The sequence below is a fragment of the Pseudonocardia endophytica genome (assembly GCF_004339565.1).
GTDB lineage: Bacteria > Actinomycetota > Actinomycetes > Mycobacteriales > Pseudonocardiaceae > Pseudonocardia > Pseudonocardia endophytica.
On record NZ_SMFZ01000001.1, the window covers coordinates 1,937,971 to 1,960,281 of the forward strand.

18 protein-coding genes are annotated in these 22,311 nt (G+C 72.3%); 7 read left to right on the plus strand and 11 right to left on the minus strand.

The features are described from left to right. Positions 1–26: 26 nt before the first annotated feature. The 4 genes from nrfD to EV378_RS08670 all read right to left on the minus strand — a co-directional run bounded on the left by nrfD (position 27) and on the right by EV378_RS08670 (position 6,503). Positions 27–1,085, minus strand: a complete 1,059-nt coding sequence (nrfD, locus tag EV378_RS08650) for an NrfD/PsrC family molybdoenzyme membrane anchor subunit (protein WP_132422469.1) — start codon at positions 1,083–1,085, stop codon at positions 27–29. After that, positions 1,082–2,116, minus strand: a complete 1,035-nt coding sequence (locus tag EV378_RS08655; RefSeq protein ID WP_132422471.1) for a 4Fe-4S dicluster domain-containing protein — start codon at positions 2,114–2,116, stop codon at positions 1,082–1,084. The genes nrfD and EV378_RS08655 overlap by 4 nt, the downstream gene beginning before the upstream one ends. Next, entirely contained in the window at positions 2,113–5,358 is a 3,246-nt protein-coding gene (gene fdnG, locus EV378_RS08660; protein WP_424511234.1) for a formate dehydrogenase-N subunit alpha, read from the minus strand. Before fdnG ends, EV378_RS08655 begins: the two co-directional genes overlap by 4 nt. A 209-nt stretch (positions 5,359–5,567) precedes the next feature. Then, entirely contained in the window at positions 5,568–6,503 is a 936-nt protein-coding gene (locus EV378_RS08670; protein ID WP_279389603.1) for a LysR family transcriptional regulator, read from the minus strand. A gap of 126 nt (positions 6,504–6,629) precedes the next feature. On the opposite strand from EV378_RS08670, the gene EV378_RS08675 reads away from it, so the two are divergent. Next, positions 6,630–8,120 (plus strand): aldehyde dehydrogenase, encoded by a 1,491-nt coding sequence (locus tag EV378_RS08675; protein ID WP_132422477.1) that lies wholly within the window; start codon positions 6,630–6,632, stop codon positions 8,118–8,120. 140 nt (positions 8,121–8,260) lie between these two features. On the opposite strand, the gene EV378_RS08680 is transcribed toward EV378_RS08675, so the two are convergent. The 4 genes from EV378_RS08680 to EV378_RS08695 all read right to left on the minus strand — a co-directional run bounded on the left by EV378_RS08680 (position 8,261) and on the right by EV378_RS08695 (position 12,020). Further along, complete coding sequence (locus tag EV378_RS08680; RefSeq protein ID WP_132422479.1) at positions 8,261–8,758, minus strand: FmdB family zinc ribbon protein; 498 nt, start codon at positions 8,756–8,758, stop codon at positions 8,261–8,263. 65 nt (positions 8,759–8,823) lie between these two features. Then, positions 8,824–10,125: a hydroxyacid-oxoacid transhydrogenase gene (locus EV378_RS08685; RefSeq protein WP_132422481.1), complete on the minus strand. Its 1,302-nt coding sequence runs from the start codon at positions 10,123–10,125 to the stop codon at positions 8,824–8,826. Next, a complete protein-coding gene (locus tag EV378_RS08690; RefSeq protein WP_132422483.1) occupies positions 10,122–10,931 on the minus strand; it encodes an N-acyl homoserine lactonase family protein in 810 nt (269 codons plus the stop codon). The genes EV378_RS08685 and EV378_RS08690 overlap by 4 nt, the downstream gene beginning before the upstream one ends. Before the next feature lie 210 nt (positions 10,932–11,141). Next, positions 11,142–12,020, minus strand: a complete 879-nt coding sequence (locus tag EV378_RS08695; protein ID WP_165922196.1) for a LysR substrate-binding domain-containing protein — start codon at positions 12,018–12,020, stop codon at positions 11,142–11,144. 84 nt (positions 12,021–12,104) lie between these two features. On the opposite strand from EV378_RS08695, the gene EV378_RS08700 reads away from it, so the two are divergent. After that, positions 12,105–12,569 (plus strand): hypothetical protein, encoded by a 465-nt coding sequence (locus EV378_RS08700; protein ID WP_132422487.1) that lies wholly within the window; start codon positions 12,105–12,107, stop codon positions 12,567–12,569. 1 nt (position 12,570) lies between these two features. On the opposite strand, the gene EV378_RS08705 is transcribed toward EV378_RS08700, so the two are convergent. After that, positions 12,571–13,860 carry a PucR family transcriptional regulator gene (locus EV378_RS08705; protein ID WP_132422489.1) on the minus strand — a complete coding sequence of 430 codons (1,290 nt, stop codon included), beginning with the start codon at positions 13,858–13,860 and terminating at the stop codon, positions 12,571–12,573. A gap of 103 nt (positions 13,861–13,963) precedes the next feature. On the opposite strand from EV378_RS08705, the gene EV378_RS08710 reads away from it, so the two are divergent. The 3 genes from EV378_RS08710 to EV378_RS08720 all read left to right on the plus strand — a co-directional run bounded on the left by EV378_RS08710 (position 13,964) and on the right by EV378_RS08720 (position 16,166). Next, positions 13,964–15,052 carry an LLM class flavin-dependent oxidoreductase gene (locus EV378_RS08710; RefSeq protein WP_132422491.1) on the plus strand — a complete coding sequence of 363 codons (1,089 nt, stop codon included), beginning with the start codon at positions 13,964–13,966 and terminating at the stop codon, positions 15,050–15,052. Between the two features lie 92 nt (positions 15,053–15,144). Further along, a complete protein-coding gene (locus tag EV378_RS08715; protein WP_165922197.1) occupies positions 15,145–15,738 on the plus strand; it encodes a TetR/AcrR family transcriptional regulator in 594 nt (197 codons plus the stop codon). Between the two features lie 20 nt (positions 15,739–15,758). Next, positions 15,759–16,166 carry a nuclear transport factor 2 family protein gene (locus EV378_RS08720; protein ID WP_132422495.1) on the plus strand — a complete coding sequence of 136 codons (408 nt, stop codon included), beginning with the start codon at positions 15,759–15,761 and terminating at the stop codon, positions 16,164–16,166. 44 nt (positions 16,167–16,210) lie between these two features. Here the strand turns inward: EV378_RS08720 and EV378_RS08725 are convergent, their stop codons facing one another. Both EV378_RS08725 and EV378_RS08730 read right to left on the minus strand, forming a co-directional pair. Next, positions 16,211–17,737 (minus strand): long-chain-fatty-acid--CoA ligase, encoded by a 1,527-nt coding sequence (locus EV378_RS08725; RefSeq protein ID WP_132422497.1) that lies wholly within the window; start codon positions 17,735–17,737, stop codon positions 16,211–16,213. A gap of 16 nt (positions 17,738–17,753) precedes the next feature. Beyond that, positions 17,754–18,767 carry an LLM class flavin-dependent oxidoreductase gene (locus tag EV378_RS08730; protein ID WP_132422499.1) on the minus strand — a complete coding sequence of 338 codons (1,014 nt, stop codon included), beginning with the start codon at positions 18,765–18,767 and terminating at the stop codon, positions 17,754–17,756. A gap of 124 nt (positions 18,768–18,891) precedes the next feature. Between EV378_RS08730 and EV378_RS08735 the strand changes: the two genes are divergently transcribed. Together EV378_RS08735 and EV378_RS08740 are read left to right on the plus strand one after the other, a co-directional pair. After that, on the plus strand, positions 18,892–19,938 hold the full coding sequence (locus EV378_RS08735; protein WP_243653352.1) for a phosphotransferase family protein: 1,047 nt from the start codon (positions 18,892–18,894) through the stop codon (positions 19,936–19,938). Between the two features lie 66 nt (positions 19,939–20,004). After that, a complete protein-coding gene (locus EV378_RS08740; RefSeq protein ID WP_132422502.1) occupies positions 20,005–22,296 on the plus strand; it encodes a serine/threonine-protein kinase in 2,292 nt (763 codons plus the stop codon). Positions 22,297–22,311: the final 15 nt, after the last annotated feature.

Here is a 22,311-nt window from a genome sequence, read left to right on the forward strand (position 1 = left end):
ATGATCGAACAGCCGTGAGTGCCATGTCAGCCGGTGTGCGCCCCCTCGTCGAGCGCGGCCTGGCGCTCGGCCCTCCGGCGTTCCAGCCGCTCGCGCTGCGGGACGACGACGTAACGCGGGTCCTTCGTGGACTCGACACCCGCCTCGAACACCGACAGGCGCTGCAGCAGGCTGCCCGCCAGCAGTGACAGTCCGGACAGGACGGATGCGGTGCGCGAGCGCCTGCCGAGCAGCACCGTCCCGACGAGCCCGGCCAGTGTGGACGCCTCGGAGGCCGTGCGGAGCGTTCCGGCGTGGCCGTGCTCGTAGGCCTCGCGGACGATGCCCATCCGGTGCTCCATGACCTTGCCCGCCGCCAGCTCACCGGCCGCGCCGAGCACGGCGAACGCGCGCGCCGGGCCGGCCTCTCGGACCGGGGCGACGATCATGCCGAGCCCGCCCCCGCTGGCCGCCGCGGACCCGGCGAACACGAACGGCAGCTCGCCGCGCACCTCGTTCCAGGCCGGGACGGCGGTGTGCGAGAACAGGACCGCCGTGTAGGTGCACAGCGCGGGGGCGGTCACCGCTGCACCGAGCCCCGCCGGCCGGGCGAGCGCGCGCATCGACCGGACCGGCCACGACCGGCGGACCCGCGGCGGCAGCGCGTTCGCCAGCTCGACGGCCCCGGCGAGACCCGCGCCCGGACCGAACGCGGCCAGGATCCAGGTGCCGACGCTCATCGGCGACGTCGGCTTGGCGACCCGCAGCATGTGGTGGAACCGTTCCGGGCGCCCGAGGTCGGACACCAGGAAGTACGTGCTCGCGACGAGCGCGCCCAGCGCACCGACACGGCTCCCCCTGCGCAGCGCGGGCCGTCCGGTCAGATCCGCCCCGGCGCCGACGACGGCCGCACCGGACGCCAGCCCGCCGCAGAACAGGTAGTAGGCGATCTTGTGCTCCCACACCGGCGGCTTGAGCACCGGCCGCCCGTAGTAGGACGTGAACTCGGCGTCCGGCACCATCGACTGCTCGCCGCGGCCGGCCCCGCGGCGTCGCTTCCGCCGCCCGCCCTGGAACATCTCCGCGTCGCGCGGACCGGCGCTCATCGCCGCCTCCCCAGGAACGAGACGATCCCGGCCAGCGCGAACGCGCCCGCCGCCGTCGCCGCCCGGCGCCACATCTCACCGGCGTGCGTGGTCGCGACGACCGGGTCCGGCGGCAGCCCGTAGACCTCCGGCTCGTCGAGCAGCAGGAAGAACGCGCCGTCGCCGCCGACCCCGTCGTTCTCGTCGTGCCCGTACAACCGGGCCTCGGTGACGCCGAGATCGTGCAGCTTCTCGACGCGCTGCGCGGCGCGCTCGCGCAGCTCGTCCAGCTCGCCGAACTGGATGGAGTCGGTCGGGCACGCCTTCGCGCAGGCGGGCTCCAGCCCGTCGTGCAGGCGGTCGTAGCAGAGCGTGCACTTCTGGGCGCGGCCGTCGCCGACCCGCCGGTCGATCACGCCGTACGGGCAGCCGGAGACGCAGTAGCCGCACCCGTTGCAGATGTCCTGCTGCACGACGACGGTGCCGAACTCGGTACGGAACAGCGCACCCGTCGGGCAGACGTCCAGGCACCCGGCGTGCGTGCAGTGCTTGCACACGTCGGACGCCATCAGCCAGCGGAAGTCGGTGCGCGTCTCGGCGCCGGTCCCGTCGCCGGGCTTCGAGAACGACGGCATCCCCAGCGCCCGGGGCTCGGCGCCCGGCGGGCGCGGCTCGGTCCCCAGCTCGCCGCCCGCGAGCGGTGCGGCGGCCAGACCTCCGGCGACGGCGGCCTGCGCGACGCCGGTCGCGCTCGGCCCGGCCGGTTCGGTGTCCACACCGGAGTCCTGGTGCCCTGACCGGCTCGGCTGCTCGATGAACGCCACGTGCCGCCACGTGTCCGCGCCCAGCGAGCCCGTGTTGTCGAACGACATCCCGAGCAGGGCGAACCCGTCGTCCGGGACGGCGTTCCACTGCTTGCAGGCGACCTCGCAGGCCTTGCAGCCGATGCAGACGGACGTGTCGGTGAAGAACCCCATGCGCGGCGGGTGCTCCGGCTCGTAGCCCGCGTCGCCGGACACGTCGTGCAGCGGGCCGCGGAGGCTGTTGGTCATGCGTCCTCCCGTTCGAGGCCGAACCCGGGCACGCCGGGGGCGGTGTCGTCCGGCCGCACCGTCGGGTCGAGGTGCGGTGTCGGGTCGTCGTGGGCCAGGGCGGTGTTCGTGGCAGGCGTGATCCCGGCGAGCGACCGGACCTCCTCCAGCAGCGCGGTCAGCTCGGCCCCACGCGGTCGCGGGCCCCTCCGGACGTCGCAGGTGATCACCTTGGTCTCCTGGATGAAGACGTTGGGGCCCAGCACGACGCCGAACAGGTCGTTGACGACGTCGCCGCGGACGAGGCCGTTGGCCCCCCAGTGGTAGGGCAGCCACACCTGGTGCACGTCCCGGTCGCCGAGGCGCAGCGGCCCCATCCGGTCGGTCACCATCACCCTGGCCTCGACCGCGGAGCGGCTCGTCACGACGTGTGCCGTGCCCATGTGCTCGAGACCGCGCTCCCGCGCGAGCTCGGGCGACACCTCGACGAACAGCTCCGGCTGCAGCTCGGCCAGGAACGGCAGCTGGCGGCTCATCGCACCCGCCGTGTGGTGCTCGGTCAGCCGGGACGTGGTCAGCACGTACGGGAACACCTCCCAGCCCTTCTCCCCGACGGCCGGGTTCGACGGGTTGTCCTTGCGCCCGAACACCTTCCGCGTCGGGTTGGACTGCTGGAGGTACAGCTCGTTGCGGACCGGCGACTCGTGCGGCTCGTAGTGCGTGGGCAGGGGCCCGTCCGCGACGCCGAGCGGCGCGAACAGCCAGGCCTTGCCGTCCGGCTGCATGACGAACGCGTCGTCACCGCCGAGTGCGGCCGGTCCGACGGCGTCCGGTGCCGGTTCGTACCCGGGCGGGGTGGTCGCGACGAAGTCCGGCACGTCGTTCCCGGTCCAGCGCCCGGCGTCGTCGTCCCACCACAGCAACTTCTTGCGCTCGCTCCACGGACGTCCCTGCGGGTCGGCCGAGGCCCGGTTGTAGATCACCCGCCGGTTCATCGGCCAGGTCCAGCCCCACTCCGGCGCGTCGTCCGGGTCGCTCTCCGGGACCCGCCGCGCGGCCCGGTTCACCCCGCCCGCGTAGACGCCGCTGTAGATCCAGCATCCGCACGAGGTGGTCCCGTCGGCCTTCAGGTCGGTGAAGCCGTCGACGAGCTCGCCGGTGGTCAGGTCGTGGCCGTTGATCCGGCGCAGGACGTCGTCCGGGGACGGCTCCGCCCACTCGTCCCCGTCACCGTCGGCAGAGCCCTCGGTCTCGTAGTCCCACGCCAGGTTCCGCACGGGCAGGTCGCGCGGGTCGGCCGAGTCCGCCAGCCGCTCCCTGACCAGCCGGCCCAGGTGGTAGGTGAACCACAGGTCCGACCGGCGGTCGTCGACGGGCTCGACGGCCTTGGTGCGCCACTGCACCATCCGCTGGGTCTGGGTGAACGTGCCGTCCTTCTCGACGTGCGACGCGGCCGGCATGAGAAACACCTCGGTCGCGCACTGCTCCGGCACGATCTCGCCGGTCTCGACCTCCGGCGAGTCCCTCCAGAACGTCGCCGTCTCGATCTCGGCGAGGTCGCGCACGACCATCCAGTCCAGGTTCGCCATCCCGAGGCGCTGGAGCTTGCCGTGCGCCGAACCGACGGCCGGGTTCTGGCCGAGCACGAAGTAGCCGTGCACCCGCCCGTCGACCATGTCCATGACCGTGCGGTACGTGCCGTGGTCACCGTCGATGCGGGGCAGCCAGCCGTAGCCGAAGTCGTTGTCCGGCGTGGCCGCGTCGCCGAAGTACTCCTTGAGCAGCGAGACCGTGTAGGCGTCGCTGTCGTAGCCGAAGCCCTTGCGCCCGTGCTCCCTGATCGCGTCCACGTAGGACGCCAGGTCGTCCTGGCCCGCGTGCGGCATCGGCAGGTAGCCGGGCAGCAGGTTGAACAGCGTCGGGATGTCCGTGGAGCCCTGGATGCTGGCGTGGCCGCGCAGCGCGAAGATCCCGCCGCCCGGGCGCCCGACGTTGCCGAGCAGCAGCTGCAGGATCGCGCCGCACCGGATGTACTGCGCACCGACGGTGTGCTGGGTCCAGCCGACGCTGTAGACCAGGGAGGTGGTGCGCTCCCGGCCGGAGTTCCCGGTCCAGGCCCGGCACACGTCGTCGAACTGCTCGGGGGAGACGCCGCAGGTCCGCCGCACCATCTCCGGCGTGTAGCGGGCGTAGTGGCGCCTGAGGACCTGGAACACGCAGCGGGGGTGCTCCAGTGTCGGGTCGGAGACAGGGTCGCCGTCGGCGTCGGTCTCCAGGCGCCAGCTGGCCGTGTCGTACGTGCCGGTGGCCTCGTCGTAGCCGGAGAAGATCCCGTCGTTGTCCTCGGCGTCCACGTAGTCCTCACCGACGAGGTACGACGCGTTCGTGTAGGCCGCGACGTACTCGCGGAACGCGAGGTCGTTGTCCAGGACGTGGTGGATCACCCCGCCCAGGAACGCGATGTCCGAGCCCGCGCGCAGCCGAACGTAGGTGTCCGCGACGGCGCTGGTCCGCGTGAACCGCGGGTCGATGTGGATCACCCGTGCGCCGCGGGCCTTCGCCTCCATCACCCACTGGAACCCGACCGGGTGCGCCTCGGCCATGTTCGAGCCCATGATGATGATGCAGTCGGCCTCCACCAGGTTCTGCTGGTGGTTCGTCGCGCCGCCACGACCGAACGAGGTCCCCAGACCGGGGACGGTGGCGGAATGTCAAATACGCGCCTGGTTCTCGATCTGCACCGCGCCCCACGACGTGAACAGCTTCTTGAGGAGGTAGTTCTCCTCGTTGTCCAGCGCGGCGCCGCCGAGAGCGGCGAGACCCATCGTGCGGCGCAGCGGCCGGCCGTCGGCGTCGGTGTCCTGCCATCCTCGGGCGCGGGCGTCGACGACCCGGTCGGCGATCATCTCCATCGCCGTGTCCAGGTCGAGCTCTGTCCACTCGGTGGCGTACGGCGCGCGGTAGCGGACCTTCCGCAGTCGCTGCGGCCCGGTCACCAGCTGTGTGCTGGCGGACCCCTTGGGGCACAGACGTCCGCGGGAGACCGGGGAGTCCGGGTCACCCTCGATCTGGACGACCTGCTCGTCGCGGACGTAGACCCTCTGTCCACACCCGACGGCGCAGTACGGGCACACCGACGGCGCCCAGCGGTCCGCCGTCGTCGTGCGCGCGTGCAGATCACGCGACCGGTCGGACTGCGCGGCCCGGCCGCGGCCGAGACGGTCCGCCCCGGTCAGCTGACGGTAGACGGGCCATGAGGCCATCCACCCCTTGAGATCCACGCGACCGACCCTAAGCGCCCGGCTCTCACGTCGCCCTGTTGATCGAAAGGTGCGAAGGGGTGATTCACGCCGTGGATCGCAGCGGCATCGTGCACCACGTCGACGCGCACGCTCACCCCGGCGCCGCAACGGGTCGTCGACGACGTGACGGCCCCGATCCCGGTCGGCCGCGGCGCCGGAGGCGGCGTGAGTCAGATGCTCGCGCCCTCCATGGTCTCCAGCACGGCCGACGCGATCATCGACAGTGGACGGTCGTCGGTGGTGAGGATGCCGACCGGCGGGGCGTCCGTGTCCGGCAGGCCGATCGCCCGCATCCCCGGCGGCACGCCGAACGCGTCCAGCCAGGTGTGGGCCACGATCGTCGACCACCCCTGCATCACGTGCGTGTACAGCCCGGCAGCCGAGTCCGCCTCGACCATCGGGGACAGCGTGGCGCCCTCGGACCGTGCCGCGGCCTCGACGATGAGCCGGTTGCGCATGTGCCGCACCAGGACGCACAGGGGGCGGTCGACGGCGTCCGCCCAGCTCGTCGTGTCCGCGTCCGGAGCGAGCGCCTCCGGGGTCAGCAGCAGGTACCGCTCCCGGTACAGCTCGGTGGAACGGGTGCCCCGCGGCGGTTCCGGGTCCAGATAGGTCAGTCCCGCGTCCAGCGTGTGGTCGCCGAGGCGCTGGACGATCGCGGTCGAGGCCAGCTCCTCCACCCGCACCCTGGCGAGCGGGTGCGCCCGGCTGAACCGCCGGGTGAGCACGCCGGTGACCGGGACCGCCGTCGGGATCGCGCCGATCCGGACGGTCACGGCGAGCCCGTCGCGCATCCGCACGAGATCGTCCTGCAGGCCGTCGCGCTCGGCGAGGATCCGGTGCGCCCAGCCGAGCACCCGCTGTCCCTCCGCGGTGAGACCGGCGTAGCGCTGGCCGTGGTGCACGAGCGTCACGCCCAGCTCGCGCTCCAGTTTGCGCAGGCCGGAGGACAGCGCGGGCTGGCTCGCGTGGCACGCCATCGCCGCGCGCCCGAAGTGCTCCTCGCGGGCGAGCGCGACGAGGTACTCGAGCTGGCGCAAGAGGATGTCACCGGACACCCCCGCACGGTAGTCCGGCTGGCCGTACGGCGGCTCTGTCCCGCTCATGCGGAGCAAATACGCCCGTCAGCCCGCACACGCGTGTGTTGTGAGGCACCATCGGGTACGGAATGCAGTGAGGCGTTCCCCCTCCAGCGGAACAACGACGTCGACTACACGGAGGACCGGTACCGAATGACCATCACGAGTGAGCCCCAGGCTCCGATCAAGGGCCTCGACAAGTTCTTCATCGACGGCCAGTGGGTGGACCCCTCCTCGACGGACACGATCAAGGTCGTCGAGCCGGCCACCGAGCGGGTCTACTTCCAGATCGCCGAGGCGAAGGACGCGGACATGGCCCGCGCCGTCGGAGCCGCCCGCACGGCGTTCGACGAGGGGCCGTGGCCGAAGATGAGCCACGCCGAGCGGGCGGGCTACCTGCGCGCCATCGGAGACGCGGTGCGGGAGCGCACCGACGACGTGCTGCAGATCTGGCCGCGCGAGTCCGGGATCATGTACCCGGTCGCCCAGGGCATGATGAGCGGCATCCCGGACGCCTACGGCTACTACGCCGACCTGGCCGGCTCGTTCACGTTCGAGTCCGCCGAGAGGCCGACGGCGGGCGGCAACTACGGCATGATCTCCCGCGAGCCGGTGGGCGTCGTCGGCGCGATCATCCCGTGGAACGCGCCGATGACGCTGATCGCCTACAAGCTGGCCCCCGCGCTGCTGGCCGGCTGCACGGTGATCCTCAAGTCGTCGCCGGAGGCGCCCGGCGCGTCGTACATCATGGCCGAGATCGCGGAGAAGATCGGCCTGCCGCCGGGCGTGCTCAACGTCGTCACGGCCGACCGCGAGGTCTCCGAGTCGCTCGTGCGCGACGTGCGCGTCGACAAGATCGCCTTCACCGGTTCGACGGCGGCCGGCCGCCGGATCGCCGGCATCATGGCCGAGCGCATCGGCCGCTACACGCTCGAGCTCGGCGGCAAGTCGGCCGCGGTGATCCTCGACGACATGGACCTGCAGCAGGCGGCCACGACGCTCTCCGGGGCGGAGTGCTTCCTGTCCGGCCAGGTCTGCTCGTCGCTGACCCGCATCGTCGTGCCGCGCCACCGCCACGACGAGATGGTCGAGGCGCTGGCCTCGACGTTCTCGCAGGTCAAGGTCGGCGACCCGTTCGACTCGACGGTCCAGATGGGACCGCTGGCCATGGAGCGCCAGCGCGACCGCGTCGAGGGCTACATCAGGACGGGCATCGACGAGGGCGCGCAGCTCGCCACCGGCGGCGGCCGCCCGAAGGACCTCGACCGCGGCTGGTTCGTCGAGCCGACCGTGTTCGGCAACGTGGACAACTCGTGGAAGATCGCCCAGGAGGAGATCTTCGGACCGGTGCTGTCCGTGCTGCCCGCCGACGACGAGGAGCACGCGATCCGGATCGCGAACGACACGATCTACGGGCTGAACGCGTCGGTGTTCACGCACGACGCCGACCGCGCCCGTGAGGTCGCCGGTCGCCTGCGCGCCGGGACGGTGGGGCACAACAACTTCCACACCGACTTCGGCATCGGCTTCGGCGGGTTCAAGCAGTCCGGTGTCGGGCGTGAGGGCGGCATCGCCGGCCTCGAGCCGTACCTGGAGAACAAGACGATCATCATGGACGAGAAGCCGAAGAACTTCCCCTCCTGATCGCGTCGGGCGCGTCCTGATCCGCGGGCGCGCACCGGTCCGGAGTTCGCGTGCGCCCGGGCGCACGCGAACTCCGGTGACGCGTGCGTCCGGCGGCCGCGGTGGCCGGACGGCGTGAGCCGGGCCGGACGCCGGTCGGGCTATCCGGCGGTCGCGCCGTCGGTGCCACCCGACGACTCGTTGTCGGCGGGAGGGGCGGCCGGTTCGGCGTGCCCGTGGCCGTGTCCATGGCCGTGGCCGTGGCCCTTCGCCAGGTTCGCGCCCGGCATCGGGGCGGTGCCCTGGAGCTGGATGTCCCCGGCCCGCAGCGGGGCGTTGTGGTACTTGCCCTCGTGGGCGAGGATCGGCCGCTGGTCGCCTGCGATCTCCGGGTACTTCTGCTCGAGGTCACGCCGCTGGTCCCACGTGCGGCGCATCTTCTCGACGTACTCGGCGTTGCCGTTGTAGACGCCCTTCCACGTCTGCGGCATCTCGTCCTTGGACAACCCGGGGCTCGCCTGACCGCCCAGCGAGAATCCCGCCGGGACCTTGGCGGTCTCGCCGCCGCAGCGCGGGCAGGCCGGCGCGGAGGAGTCGGTCATCGACGCGAGGTGCTCGAACCGCACGCCGCACTCGCACCGGAAGACGTAGATCGGCATCTGCCTGCTCTTTCGTGGGCGACACACCAGCCGGCGGCGACCGTCGGTCGCCGCCGGGCTGTGCGTCACCAGTTCTGGATGGACTTCGTGAGGATGTCGGCGATGTCGTCCTCGGACGGGGTCCGCGGACACGTCGCCAGCAGCCGCTGTTGCTTCATCGTCCCCGGTACCAGATCCGGGACGTCGGCCTCGGTGTAGCCGACGCCGCCGATCCCGTTCGGGATGCCGATGTCCTGCATGAGCCGGGTCAGGACGTTGGGCAGCTGCTCACGCGGGTCGTTGAGCTTGTCCGCGCGCGGGTCCATCAGCTCGGCCGCCTTCAGGTGCCGTTCCGGGGCACTGTCGAAGGAGAACCGGAACGCCTCCGGCGCCGTGAGCGACACCGACTCCCCGTGCGGCACCATCGCCTCGTCCTGCGGGTAGCCCTGCGGCCGGTACTCCTTGACCATCCCGGCGATCGGGTAGGCGTTGGCGTGCGGGATGTGCACGCCGGAGTTGCCGAACCCCATGCCGGCGAACGTCGCGGCCATCATCATGTCCGACCGGGCCTCGACGTCCTCGGCACCGCGCTGCACGGCGGTCCGGAACGACTTGGCCAGCAACGACATCGCCTTCTCGCACCACAGGTCCGACACCGGGTTGGAGCCGCAGTACGTGACCCGCTCCTCGGGGCGCTTGCGGTCGAACGTCGTGTAGTACCGGGCGGTGTAGGACTCGACCGCGTGGCACGTGATGTCCATCCCCGCCGCGGCGGTGACCTGCGGTGGCAGCGTCATCGTCAGCAGCGGGTCGATGACGGCCAGGGTCGGGCGCAGCCGCCAGTGGCTGATCCCGGTCTTGACCTTCATCGACAGGATGTCCAGCACGCACATCGCCGTGGACTCCGAGCCGGTGCCCGCCGTCGTCGGGACGGCGATCAGCGGCTTGAGCTGACCCGGCGGGACCTGCGCGTTGCCGATCGGCTTGTTGATGTAGTCCATCAGCTCGAAGCCGTCGTGGCTGGTGAGCAGGTTGATCGCCTTGGCGGTGTCGATCGCCGACCCGCCGCCGACCGCGACGAACCCGTCCCACGGACCCTGCGCCCGCGCGTACTCGGTCGCCTTGTTCATCGAGTCGTCGGTCGGCTCGACGTGCACGCCGTCGAAGATCTCCGACTCGATCTTGTACCGGGACAGCGTGTCCGCGAGACGCTGCGGCGCTCCGAGCGCGTTCACGCCGGGGTCGGTGACGATCAGGACCCGCTTCACGCCGTAGCCGCTGAGCTCGAACCCGATCTCGTCGATCGCCCCGGCACCGAACTTCAGCGGGGGCGCACCCCAGGTGAAGATCGTCTCCTCGGTGGGGACCTCAGGGATGCTGTCACTCACGTGTACGACGCCTCCGGGGCCTTGCGCAGCTCCTTGATCTGCTCGGCGTCGTGGCCGAAGACCATGGTCGCGTTCGTCTTCTCCTGGATGCCGCGCAGCTTCTCCACCGAGGCGAACCAGTCCTCGAGGTTGTTCACGATCGCGGCGGGCGCGGCGGGCGGGCCGTAGCTCTCTCCCATGTAGACGGCGTCCGACGTGAAGATCATCGTGCCGCTGTCCGGCAGGTCGACCTGCATCGACATGCAGCCCGGCGTGTGGCCAGGGGTCTGGATCATCTTCACGCCCGGCAGGAACTCCGTGTCACCGGAGATGATCTCCCAGTTCAGGTCCTCGTAGTCCGCCTTGAGGTGCGCGCCCTGGAAGTCGCCCTCGAAGTTGAGCGCGAACTCCTTCTCCTTGTCCGAGCACAGCAGCTTCGCGTTCGTGTTCTTGAACATGTTCGCGTTGCCGGCGTGGTCGAAGTGCAGGTGCGACAGGACGACGTAGTCGATCTCGTCGAGGCCCACGCCCATCGTGTTCAGCTGCCGGTCGAGGTACTTGTCGTCGGCGGCGTCGTACGGGAAGAACTCCTGCAGGCCCGTGGGCCCCCAGCGCTCCTCCCAGTCCTCGGGACAGCTGGTGTCCCACAGGATCTTTCCTTCGTCTGTCTCGACGAGCACGCAGTGGGTGGGAACCTCCACCCAGTCGACCTTGGCGTCCTTCTCCGACCGCGGCTTGATGCTCACGCCGGGCTTGAGGAGGAGGAACGGAAGGTTCGCGTGCATCGCCCCGCAGGGGATCACGCTGAGCTTGTTCGCGGTGGCCATCGTTGGTCCCTTCCCGCCGGGGAACGCACCGGAATCAGGTACGGACATGCATATTGCTTGTCATGGGGAAGTGACACAAGCCACCACGTGATCACGCGCCGTCGATCTTTACTGGCGGTGCTCTGACCTGCGGAAACGCGCTCGTACCCTAGTTGTCGATCAACTGTTGTTGCAGGCTCGTGGTCATTGTCCGGTCGATCCACGATGGACTCACCCGCCGGCGACCAGGTGATCACGCAGGGCGAGCGCCGTGGCCGACAGCTCGGACTCGTCGCGGTGGCAGACCACGAGGCTGCGGTGCGCCCACGGCTCGTCGAGGTCGACGGCGGCGAGGCGGCCGTCGTCGAGCCAGGCGGAGATGCCGTGGCGCGGCAGCACGGCGACCCCGCCACCGTGCGCGACGGCGTGACACACCGCGTCCAGCCCGGGCAGGCGCACGCGGTACACCGGGCGCCCGCCCAGCGGCATGGCGTGGCCCTCGAGGTACTCGGCCAGCGCGCTGCCCTGGCTCAGCCCGACGAACGGGCGGCGCAGCACGTCGGCGAACGACACCGCCCCGCCACCGGTGAGCGGGTCGCCCGGGGGGACGACGACCACCAGCGGGTCCGCCCGGAGCACGCTGCTGCGCAGCTCCCCCATGTCGGTCGTGTCCGAGACGAGCCCCAGCTCGGCCCTGCGGGCGGCGAGCGCGGCGACCGTCTCCGTGCTGGTGGACTCGGCGAGGTCGATCCGGACCGTCGGACGGTCCCGCAGGAACGACGTCACGGCCGGGACGACGTCGGTGCGCGCCGACGTCCCGGCCAGCACCCGGACCGTCGCGCCGTGGCCCTCGGTGTACTCGGCGAGCTCGACGCGCATCCGCCCGACCGAGCGCAGGATGTCGCGGGCGTGCTCGAGCAGCAGCCTCCCGGCGGGCGTCGGGGTCACGCCGCGGCGGTCCCGGTCGAACAGCGGCGCCCCGACCGACCGCTCGAGCGCCCGGATCCGAGCGCTGGCCGACGGCAGCGAGAGGTGCGCCCGCACGGCGCCGTGGGTGATGCTGCCGGCGTCGGCGACGGCCGCGACGAGCTCCAGGTCGGCCAGCTCCACAGGATCCCTGCCTTCGCTCGGAACAGAGGCTGTCGATGCGAATCCCGCATTCTGCCAGTGCATCGGTGCGCGCAGACTACGGTCATGCCACAGTCTCACGGCACGATCCGGCTCGTCACCGCCCTCGCGCTGGGTGTGGCGCTGCTCGCCGCCGTCGTCGGGAACGTGGTCGCCACCACCGCGTCGGAGCGAACCGGGGAGGCCGTCGCGGTCGACGCGGTCGTCGTCGAGGACGCGCGGGCGCCTGCACGGGTGCGGGTCGCCTGGACCGGCGCGGACGGCCGCACCGGCACCGCGACGGCGGCCGTCCCGGCCGGCACCCGGGCGGGCGACCCCCGGCGGGTCTGGGTCGCGCCGGACGGATCGGTCGTGGCGCAGCCACCGGCCGGGGCCGCGCCGTGGGAGGCCGCCCTGCTCGCCGCGGGCCTCGGCGCCGCCGTGGCCGTCGCCGTCGTCGTCGCGCACCTGTCCGGACGGCGACGGGCGCGCGACCGGGCACTCGAGCGGGAGTGGGCCGCCGTCGAACCGGTGTGGACCGGACGGGCCTGAGTCAGCCGCCCGCGAGGCCCTCCACCTGGAACGCCAGGCGCGCGGCCAGCAGCGCGTCGAAGCTGCGCATGTCCAGCCCGGTGACGTGCTCGATCCGGCCCAGCCGGTAGCGCACGGTGTTCTCGTGCACGCCGAGCTCCTTGGCCGTCGCCCGCACCTGCGCCCCGGACGCCAGGTAGCTCCGCAGCGTCTCGACGAGGTCGCCGCCGGTCGCGTCGTCGCTGCGGCGCAGCGGGCCAAGGCAACGTTCGGCGAACCGGACCGCGACGTCGGCCCGGCCGCCGTCGACGACGAGACGCAGCGTCGTCAGCTCGTCCACACCGACGACGCCCCCGCGCCCGCCGAGAGCCGCGGCGATGCCGTCGACGTCGCGGGTCTCGGCGAGCGCGGCCGGGAAGTCGGCCGGGTCACGGCAGATCCCGGACACGACGGCCCGGCGCACGCCGGTACACGCCGCGACGGCGTCCACGGCCGCGTGCAGCCGCTGGTGGACGGCACGCTGCTCGGGCGGTCCGGCGTCCGTCGCGAGCTCCAGCAGCACGACGACGGCGTCCGGCTCGGCGAGGTTCGGCGGCACGCCGCCCCCCGGGCCGGCGAGCGCGGTCGCGACGTCCGACCGGCACGCGGCGGCCGAGCGCTCCGGGGCGACCGGGAGGCGCACGACCAGGTGCGGGCGGTCGAGGTCGAGCCCGGCCTGCCCGGCCAGACGTCGCAGGTCGGGACCGGCGCGCGACCCGCGCAACAGGTCGGCGACGACGTCGTCGCGCTGCCGGGCGGCGGACCGCGCGGCCCGCAGGTCGGCGGCGTCCAGCAGGGACAGCACCGCGGCCGCCTGACGGGCGACGACGGCGTCCGACCCGTCCAGCGCGCGGCCCATCTCGGCGACGTCGAGGTAGCCGGCGGGCTGCCCGTCGACGACGAGCACGGCGACCAGGTGGCGCCGCACGACCCCGTGCGCCGGGCACGGCGCGACGACCGCGGACGGCCGCGCCGGCCCGAGCCCGGCCAGCGCGTCCCGCACGGCGGGCACGTCGCGCACGACGGGCGACAGGCTCGGGGCCGAGTCCAGGCGCAACCCGGGTGGAGCCGCCCACGTCCGCACCCGCAGTCCCGCGTCGAGCAGCGCGACGGGCAGCGCCAGGAGCGCGGACAGCCGCTCGACGAGACGGCCCGCCCCGACACCCCCGAGCACGGCGGCGGCCAGGCCGTCGAGCACCCGGGAGAGCTCCCGGTCCCCCACGGCGGACGCGCGGCGCTCGGTCTCGGCCGGAACGGTGACGAGCCGGTCCACTCCGGTTGCCTCCCTTGACCGTCTGTGAAATACCCCACTACCGTGACAGCCCTAACGTTCGTTAGGCAAGGTGCCCGAGACCGTTCCACGAGAGGCAACCCACATGGACGTCGGTGTCCTGCTGGTCTTCCAGAACTGGCACGAGAACCTGAGCGACGCGGACATGTTCCGCCAGGAGACCGAGCTCGGAGTGCTCGCCGAGGAGTACGGGTTCGACTCGGTCTGGGCGGCCGAGCACCACTTCGACGACTACTCGATGTGCCCGGACAACCTGCAGCTGATGAGCTACCTGGCCGCGAAGACCAGCCGGGTCAAGCTCGGTACCGGCGCGGTGATCCTGCCGTGGAACGACCCGCTACGGGTCGTCGAGAAGGTCACGATGCTGGACATCCTCTCCGAGGGCCGCGTCGTGTTCGGCATGGGCCGCGGCCTGGCGAAGATGGAGTACGAGGCGTTCGGCGTCGACATGAACGCGTCGCGCGGCATGTTCGACGAGGCCGCCCCGATGATCGTCAAGGGCCTGCAGAACGGCTACGTCGAGAACACCGGACCGATCTACCAGCAGGCGCGGGCGGACATCCGGCCCGGACCGGAGAACCGTGACTGGTCGGACCGCTTGTACGGCGTCGCGATGTCGCCCGACTCCGTCCCCGCGGTCGCGAAGGTCGGCGCCCGCATGATGACGTTCATGCAGTACCCGGCCGAGCAGCACGTGCCGGCCATGGAGCGCTACCGCGAGGTCTACCGGGAGACGCACCACCGCGAGCCCGGCCCGATCCTCACCCAGGACTTCATCTACTGCCACGAGGACCCGGCCGAGGCCGAGGCGGTCGCCCGCGAGTACCTGAGCCGGTACTTCCTGTCGGTGATCAAGCACTACGACTTCGCCGGCTCGCACTGGCGGCAGACGAAGGGTTACGAGGCCTACCAGGCCGGTGCCGACATGATCCGCGAGGCGGGCATGGAGGCGGCAGGCGCCGGCTACGCCGACACCCAGATCTGGGGCACCCCTGAGCAGATCGTCGAGAAGTACCGGCACCGCCTGGAGCTGTTCGGCGACCACCAGCCGAACGTGGCGCCGTCGTTCGCGGGCCTGCCGTTCGACAAGGTGCGGGCCAGCCTGAAGCTGTTCGGCGAGAAGGTCGTGCCGGAGCTGCACAAGATGGGCGTGAAGACCTCCGTCCCGGCCTGATGACCGCCCCGGGTGCGGGGGTGCAACGACGCGCCCCCGCACCCGGTGGTTCATCCTGGTCCCACCACCAGCGCAGAGCCGAGGACCGCCGGATGACCGCCGCACCCCAGACCCGTCGTACGTCGGAGCGCAGGGCGGAGCTGGTCGCGGTGGCCAGCAGGCTGTTCCGGGAACGCGGGTACCACGGGGTCGGGATGCGGGCGATCGCCGAGGCGGCCGGGATCCAGGCCGCCTCGCTGTACCACCACTTCCGCAACAAGGAGGAGCTGCTGCTCGAGGCGATCTACGTCGTGGACCGCGACATGGTCGTCGAGCACCTGCCCCTCCTGAACGGACCCGGATCGCACACCGACCGGCTCGCCGAGCTGGTCCGTGCCCACGTGCGGCACATCGGTGCGAACCGGGACGCCTGGCGGGTGGCCGGGCGGGAGCTGCGTGCGCTGCCCCCGGAGCGGCTGGAGGCCGTCCAGAAGTTCCGGCGGGAGTACCAGCGCTGCATCGCCCGGCACATCGCCGCGGGCGTCGCGGTCGGCGAGTTCACCTGCGCCGACCCGCGCCTGACCACACTCGCGATCCTGGACACGCTCAACGGACCGAACGAATGGTTCGACCCGGACGGGCGCCTCACGATCGACCGGATCGCCGACCACTACGCCGAGCTGGTGATCCGCCTGCTCGGCGCCTGACGACCGCCGGAGGTTGCACGATGGGCACTCTCGAGGAGCAGAACAAGCAGACCGTCACCGAATTCATGACCACGTTCTCGGGTGGTGACGTCGACAAGATCCTCGGCTCGATGACCGACGACGCCACCTGGTGGGTCGCCGGCAGCATCCCCGGCATCTCCGGGACGAAGGACAAGGCCGGGTTCGGTGAGATGCTCGGCGGGATCGCCGAGAACACGACGACCGGCGCGATCCGGCTGACCCCGCTGGCGTTCACCGCGGAGGGCGAGCGCGTCGCCGTGGAGACCGAGTCGTACGCGGAGCTCAAGAACGGCCGCGTCTACAACAACCTGTACCACTTCGTGTTCACCGTGCGGGACGGCAAGATCTCGTCGGTCAAGGAGTTCCTGGACACCGAGCACACGACGGCGGTCTTCGTCGCGCCATGACGCCCCACCCGGGGTCCGGCTCCGCGCCGGCCCCGGGCAGGCGGTCAGGGTGCGTACCGCGCGCGCAGCAGCTTCTTGTCCGTCTTGCCGACGCTCGTGCGCGGCAGCGCGTCGACGAGGACGACGTCCTCCGGCATCCACCAGCGTGGGACCCGCTCGGCCAGCCGCTCCAGGATCGGCGCGGCGTCGGTCGTGCCGCGCGACACCACGATCGCGATCGGCCGCTCCTGCCAGCGCGGATGCGGGACGGCGACGACGGCGGCGTCCGCCACGTCGTCGTCGGCCAGCAGTGCCTGCTCCAGCGCGACCGAGCTGATCCACTCGCCGCCGCTCTTGATCAGGTCCTTGGTGCGGTCGACGATCCGCAGCCGCCCGGTCGCGTCGATCGTGGCGACGTCGCCGGTGCGCAGCCAACCGTCGTCGAAGCGTTCCGGGGCCTCGCCGAGGTAGTAGGACGTGGCCACCCACGGACCCCGCACGTGCAGCTCGCCGCGGCTCTCGCCGTCCCACGGCTGCTCGACGCCGTCGTCGTCGACGATCCGCCATGCCAGCCCGGGCAGCAGCGTGCCCTGGGACTGGGTGCGACGGTGCCGCTCGCCCGGGTCGTCCGGCGGGAACGGGTCGCGGGTGAACGTCGCCATCGGCGAGATCTCGGTCATCCCCCAGCCCTGGAACACCGGGACGCCCCGGTCCTCCCAGGCCCGGATCAGCTCCAGTGACGGCGTCGAGCCACCGAGCACGAGCGCGCGGAGGCTCGAGACGTCGGTGCCGGTGCGGCGGACGTGGTCGAGCAGGTCGACGGCGACCGTCGGCACCATGCCGACGTAGGTGACCCGTTCACGCTCCACGATGGACGCGATCTCGGCCACCGACGGGTGCGGGCCGGGCAGCACCTGCGCCGCACCGGCCATCGTCGCGGCGAACGGGATGCCCCACGCGTTCGCGTGGAACAGCGGGACGACGTGCAGCACGGTGTCGGTCGCGGAGATCGCGTGCCCGTCGGCGAGGCACGCGGCGAACGTGTGCAGGTACAGCCCGCGGTGGGTGTAGCCGACGCCCTTGGGCCGCCCGGTGGTGCCGGACGTGTAGCAGAGCACGGCGAGGTCGTTCTCGTCGCGGTCCGGCGGTCCCTCGAGCACCGGGCCGGACGCGACCAGCTCCTCGTACGCGTCGCCGGTCTCGACCACACCGAGCTCCGGGTGCACCCCGTCGAGCAGGTGGCGCAGGTCCGGGTCGGCGACGATCAGCCGGTCGTCGGCGTGCCCGGCGATGTAGGCGATCTCCTCGGCGGACAGCCGCAGGTTGAGCGTGTGCAGCACGGCACCGGCCAGCGGCACCGCGGCGTACAGCTCGAGGTGCCGGTGGTGGTTCCAGCACAGGGTCGCGACCCGGTCCCCCGGCTTCACGCCGATCCGCCGCAACGCCCCGGCGAGCCGGACGACCCGCTCGCCGTAGGCGCCGTAGTCGTAGCGCAGGACCTCGTCGCCCCCGTCGTAGCCGACGATCTCCCGGTGCGGGTGGTGCCGCCGCGCCCGCTCGGTGAACTCGGTGAGCAGCAGGGCCCCGGTCACGCGGTCAGGGCCTCTGTCATTGCGGGGCGTCCTTCACCGCCGGGACGACCTTGTCCGCGAGGTAGGCGATCCGCTCCGACCCGCTGTCCACCGACTCGCCCGGCAGCATCGCCCAGAAGTGCACGTCCTTGATCTGCGGCGTGGTCCGGAGCAGGTCGGTCAGGAACGGCACGGCCGTGCCGGCGTCCATCAGCGTGAACGCGCCGGCCTCGACGATCTGCGACGGGTCGGTGAACTGCGGGACGCCGGGACCGAACGCGCCCCAGGAGATGTAGTTGTTCAGCTGGTAGAGCGCGTGCGTGCCGATCCGCGACCAGACCTCCTCGGGGTCCTCGGCGATCACGGTCCACTGCCCGGCGTAGATCCGGCCCTCGGCCGGGTCCTTGCCGAGGCGCTCCAGCGCGGCGAGGTACGACGCCTGGTGCGGGTTCTGGGTGGACAGGAAGCCGTCGGCGATCCGGGCGGCACGCTCGATCGCCGGGTCGGCCAACGCCCCGACGAGCAGCTGGGGCGTCTGCTCCGGCTGCGGCGTGACCGGGAGGGCGGGCAGCGAGTAGCGCTTGCCGTCGAAGCCGTCGGCGGAGCCGGCCCATGCGCGGCGGATGACCTCGACGCCCTCCTCGAGCAGGCTCGGCCGGTTCCTGATGTTCCTCCCGAACGCCTCGAACTCGCGCTCCCAGTAGCCCTGTCCGACACCGAGATCGAACCGTCCGCCGGACAGCAGCGAGAGCGTCGCGGCGTCCTCGGCGAGCCGGACCGGGTCGTGCAGCGGGGAGACGATCAGGTTCGTGCCGACCCGCATCCGCGACGTCCTGGTCGCGATCGCGGCACCGAGCACGAACGGCGAGGGGCTGTAGCCGTCGTCGCAGAAGTGGTGCTCGGTGAGCCACACCGAGTCCAGGCCGCGCTGTTCGGCCCAGGCGATCTGGTCGAGCGCGTCGCTGTAGAACCGGCCGAACGGGCGGTCCGGGTCGGGGTTGCGGAAGTCGTACCAGAGCCCGAAGGCCGGCGTCGTCGACGGCACTGTCATGCCGGACAGCGTGGGGAGGGTCGAGCCGCACGTCACCCCCGTCGTCGCGCGGGCGTTGTGGACTCCTCCACACCCGGGCGCCCGGGTCGCGCCCGGACGCCGGAGCGGCGGCTACCGTGCCCGGGTGCAACCGGACTGGCTGTCCCCGGACGTGGTGGACCTGGCGGCGGTACGACGGTGGGGCTCCGACGCCGGTCTCGAGGGCCCGATCACCGACGTGTCACGGATCGGCGGCGGCACCCAGAACGTCGTGCTGCGGCTGCGGTGGGACGGACGGGACCTGGTGCTGCGCAGGCCGCCGGAGCACCCGCGGGCGAGCAGCAACGACGCGCTCCTCCGGGAGATGCGGATGCTGTCCGCGCTGGCCGGGTCGGACGTCCCGCACCCGGGGTACGTCGCGGGCTGCACGGACACCGACGTCCTCGGCGGCGTCGTGTTCTACCTGATGGAGGCCGTCGACGGCGACAACCCCGGCGTCGAGGTCGGCGAGCCGTACCGCTCGGACGCGGCCGCGCGGCACGCCGCCGGGCTGGACACGGCCGCGGCGCTGGCCCGGCTCGCGTCGGTGGACCACGAGGCCGTCGGGCTGACCGGCGTCGGGCGCCCGGAGGGCTTCCTGGAGCGCCAGGTGCCACGGTGGACGAAGCACCTCACGTCCTATGAGGACATCCCCGGCTACCCCGGCGGTCTGCTCCCGCACGTCGACGCGCTGGCGCGGTGGCTGGAGGAACACCGCCCGCCGGACGCGCCGCCGGGCATCGTGCACGGCGACTACCACCTGAACAACGTGCTGCTCTCGCGGGACTCACCGGGCGTCGCCGCCGTCGTGGACTGGGAGATGACCACGATCGGCGACCCGCTGCTGGACCTGGGCTGGCTGCTGGTGACGTGGCCGTCGCCCGGCGCCGAGCCGCCGACCGGTGCGGCGCTGGCCGCGCTCGGGGACCTGCCGGATCCCGACGAGCTCGTCGCGCACTACGGGACGGTCAGCGACCGCGACCTGTCCGCCGTCGACTGGTACACGGTGCTCGCCGGGCTGAAGTTCGCGATCGTCATCGAGGGCACGCACGCGCGCGCGATGGCCGGGCAGGCCGACCCCGCCGTCGGGCAGCGGTTGCACGAGTCGGCGGTCGCCGCGTTGGAGAAGGTGGCCGCGATCGCCGGTTCCTGACCCGTTCGGGACCCCTCCCGGCCGCGAGCCCCTACAGTCCCGTGAGGGGTGACGCGGGGGAGCGCGATGGGGGATCTCGGGGAGTTCGGGCCGTACGAGCTCCGGGAGCTGATCGGACGCGGCGGGGCGGGCGAGGTCTACGAGGCCTACGACCGCGAGTCGACGCGCGTCGTCGCGCTCAAGGTGCTCTCGCCCGAGCACGCCGACGACCCCCAGTACCGCGCCCGCTTCCGTCGCGAGGCGATGCTGGCCGCGCGGCTGCGCGACCCGCACGTCGTCCCGATCCACCGCTACGGCGAGATCGACGGGCGGCTCTACCTGGACATGCGCCTCGTCGAGGGGGTCGACCTGGAGCAGATGCTCGCCCGCGAGGGCCCGCTTCCGCCGGACCGGGCCGTCGCGCTCGTCGGGCAGGTGGCCGGTGCGCTGTCCGCCGCGCACTCCGACGGCCTGGTCCACCGGGACGTCAAGCCGTCGAACGTGCTGGTCACGACGGGGCACGACGGCGAGGACTTCGCCTACCTCGCCGACTTCGGGATCACCCGCAGCACCGGTCCGAGCTCGACGGGCCTGACCCGCGGCATGATCGTCGGGACGGCCGACTACGTGGCGCCCGAGCAGTGCCGTAACGAGTCCGAAGCGCGCTCGGACGTCTACGCGCTGGCGTGCGTGCTGTTCCGCTGCCTGACCGGCTCCGTGCCGTACCCGGGACGGGACCTCCCGGCCGTGCTGTCCGCGCACCTGTGGGAGCAGCCGCCGCTCGTCTCCGAACGTGCGCCGCACCTCGGGACGCGCTTCGACGACGTCGTGCGCGAGGCGATGGCGAAGGACCCGGCGGAGCGGACGTCGACGGCCGTCGAGTTCGCGCGGCAGGCCAGGGCGGCAGCGGTGACGTGGCGGGCCGACGCGGGTCGGTCCGGCCCTGCGCCCGGTTCGGACGGCGTGGTCGGCCCTGCCCGGGCGTCCGGTGCTCCGGCGCCGACCAGCCGGCTCCCGGTCCCCGACGAGCCGGTTCCGTCCGGTGGGTCCACCGGCGCAAGCCCCAGATCCGGCGATCCGGTGCTGCCCGGTGGGTCCTCCGTAGCGGGCCCCGTATCCGGCGACCGGGTTCCCGCCGGTCACGGCCCTGGTGGCGTTGCCGGGCCGGTCCCCGGACGCCCGGCACCCGGCCGACCCGGTGCCGGGCGTCCCGGATCGCACCCGGACGACCCGCTCCCGGGCTCCGCGTTCCCGGACGGCTCCGGCGGTACCGCGCCCTCCCGCTCGCCGGGCCGACGCGGTACCGGTCGCCGCCGCCGGACCGTCGGGGTGGCCGCCGTCGCCGCGCTGCTGGTCCTGGCCGGCGTCGTGGTGGCCGTGACGTGGGATCGCGGGCCCGCGGCCGCCGCACCCGGTCAGGCGCCGCCGGTCTCGACGGCACTGCCCCGCGTGGTGAACACGCTGGCCCTGCCCGGACGGCCGGAGACCGTCGCCGTCGGGCTGGACGGCACGCGCGCCTACGCGACGACGAGCGACCCGACCGCGCCCGCGCTGCACGTGATCGACACCGTGGCCAACCGGGAGGTCAGGTCGGTGCCGCTGCCCGGCGTCCCACGGTTCGTCGCCGTCTCCCCCGCCACCGGCAACGTCTACGTCTCCTACAACGACCGCGCGAGCGACCGCCTCATGCTCGCCGGCTACGACGTGCGGCTGGAGAAGATCGTCAAGCTCGTCCCGACCGGTCAGCGCGAGGACCGCAAGACGGGCCAGACCTGGCTGTTCGTCATGGCGATCTCCCCGGACGGCAAGCGGGTCTACGTGCCGCACCACGACGCGTCGGTCGTCTCGGTCGTCGACACCGACCGCAACGCGCCGGTCGCGCAGATCCCGATGCCGCGCAACCCGCACTCGGTGGCGATCGCGCCGGACGAGCGGCGCGCCTGGGTCACCGCCCACGCCAGCGGTGAGGTCGACGTGATCGACCTGCGCAGCAACACGTTCGTCACCAGCATCCCGATCGCGCCCGGCGCGTCCCCGCACGATGTCGACGTGTCCGGCGACGGCGCCCAGGTCCAGGTCGCGAACTTCGACGCGGCCACGGTCAGCTGGGTGGACGTCGCGACGAACCGGGTGGCCGGCACGATCCCGATCGGTGGCAAGCCGCAGTCGATCGTGTTCGCACCCGACGGACGGCGCAGCTACGTCGTGGACAACCAGGGCAGCCGCGTCGTGACGATCGACTCGGCGACGCACGGGGTGACCGGCTCGGTACCGGTGGCCCGCGGGGCGTCGATGATCGCGCTGTCGCCGGACGGGACGCGGGCCTACGTCGCGTCCCGCGAGTCGGGGACGATCACGACGCTGCTCACGGCGTCCTGACCACAGACCGGCTCG

Coding starts and splice junctions, on each gene's coding strand:
- EV378_RS08710 (WP_132422491.1), top strand. CDS start 13,964: ATGGACGTCGGTGTCCTGCTGGTCTTCCAGAACTGGCACGAGAACCTG.
- EV378_RS08670 (WP_279389603.1), bottom strand. CDS start 6,503: ATGAGCGGGACAGAGCCGCCGTACGGCCAGCCGGACTACCGTGCGGGG.
- EV378_RS08715 (WP_165922197.1), top strand. CDS start 15,145: ATGACCGCCGCACCCCAGACCCGTCGTACGTCGGAGCGCAGGGCGGAG.
- EV378_RS08675 (WP_132422477.1), top strand. CDS start 6,630: ATGACCATCACGAGTGAGCCCCAGGCTCCGATCAAGGGCCTCGACAAG.
- EV378_RS08740 (WP_132422502.1), top strand. CDS start 20,005: ATGGGGGATCTCGGGGAGTTCGGGCCGTACGAGCTCCGGGAGCTGATC.
- EV378_RS08700 (WP_132422487.1), top strand. CDS start 12,105: ATGCCACAGTCTCACGGCACGATCCGGCTCGTCACCGCCCTCGCGCTG.
- EV378_RS08730 (WP_132422499.1), bottom strand. CDS start 18,767: ATGACAGTGCCGTCGACGACGCCGGCCTTCGGGCTCTGGTACGACTTC.
- nrfD (WP_132422469.1), bottom strand. CDS start 1,085: ATGAGCGCCGGTCCGCGCGACGCGGAGATGTTCCAGGGCGGGCGGCGG.
- EV378_RS08680 (WP_132422479.1), bottom strand. CDS start 8,758: ATGCCGATCTACGTCTTCCGGTGCGAGTGCGGCGTGCGGTTCGAGCAC.
- EV378_RS08655 (WP_132422471.1), bottom strand. CDS start 2,116: ATGACCAACAGCCTCCGCGGCCCGCTGCACGACGTGTCCGGCGACGCG.
- EV378_RS08690 (WP_132422483.1), bottom strand. CDS start 10,931: ATGGCCACCGCGAACAAGCTCAGCGTGATCCCCTGCGGGGCGATGCAC.
- EV378_RS08720 (WP_132422495.1), top strand. CDS start 15,759: ATGGGCACTCTCGAGGAGCAGAACAAGCAGACCGTCACCGAATTCATG.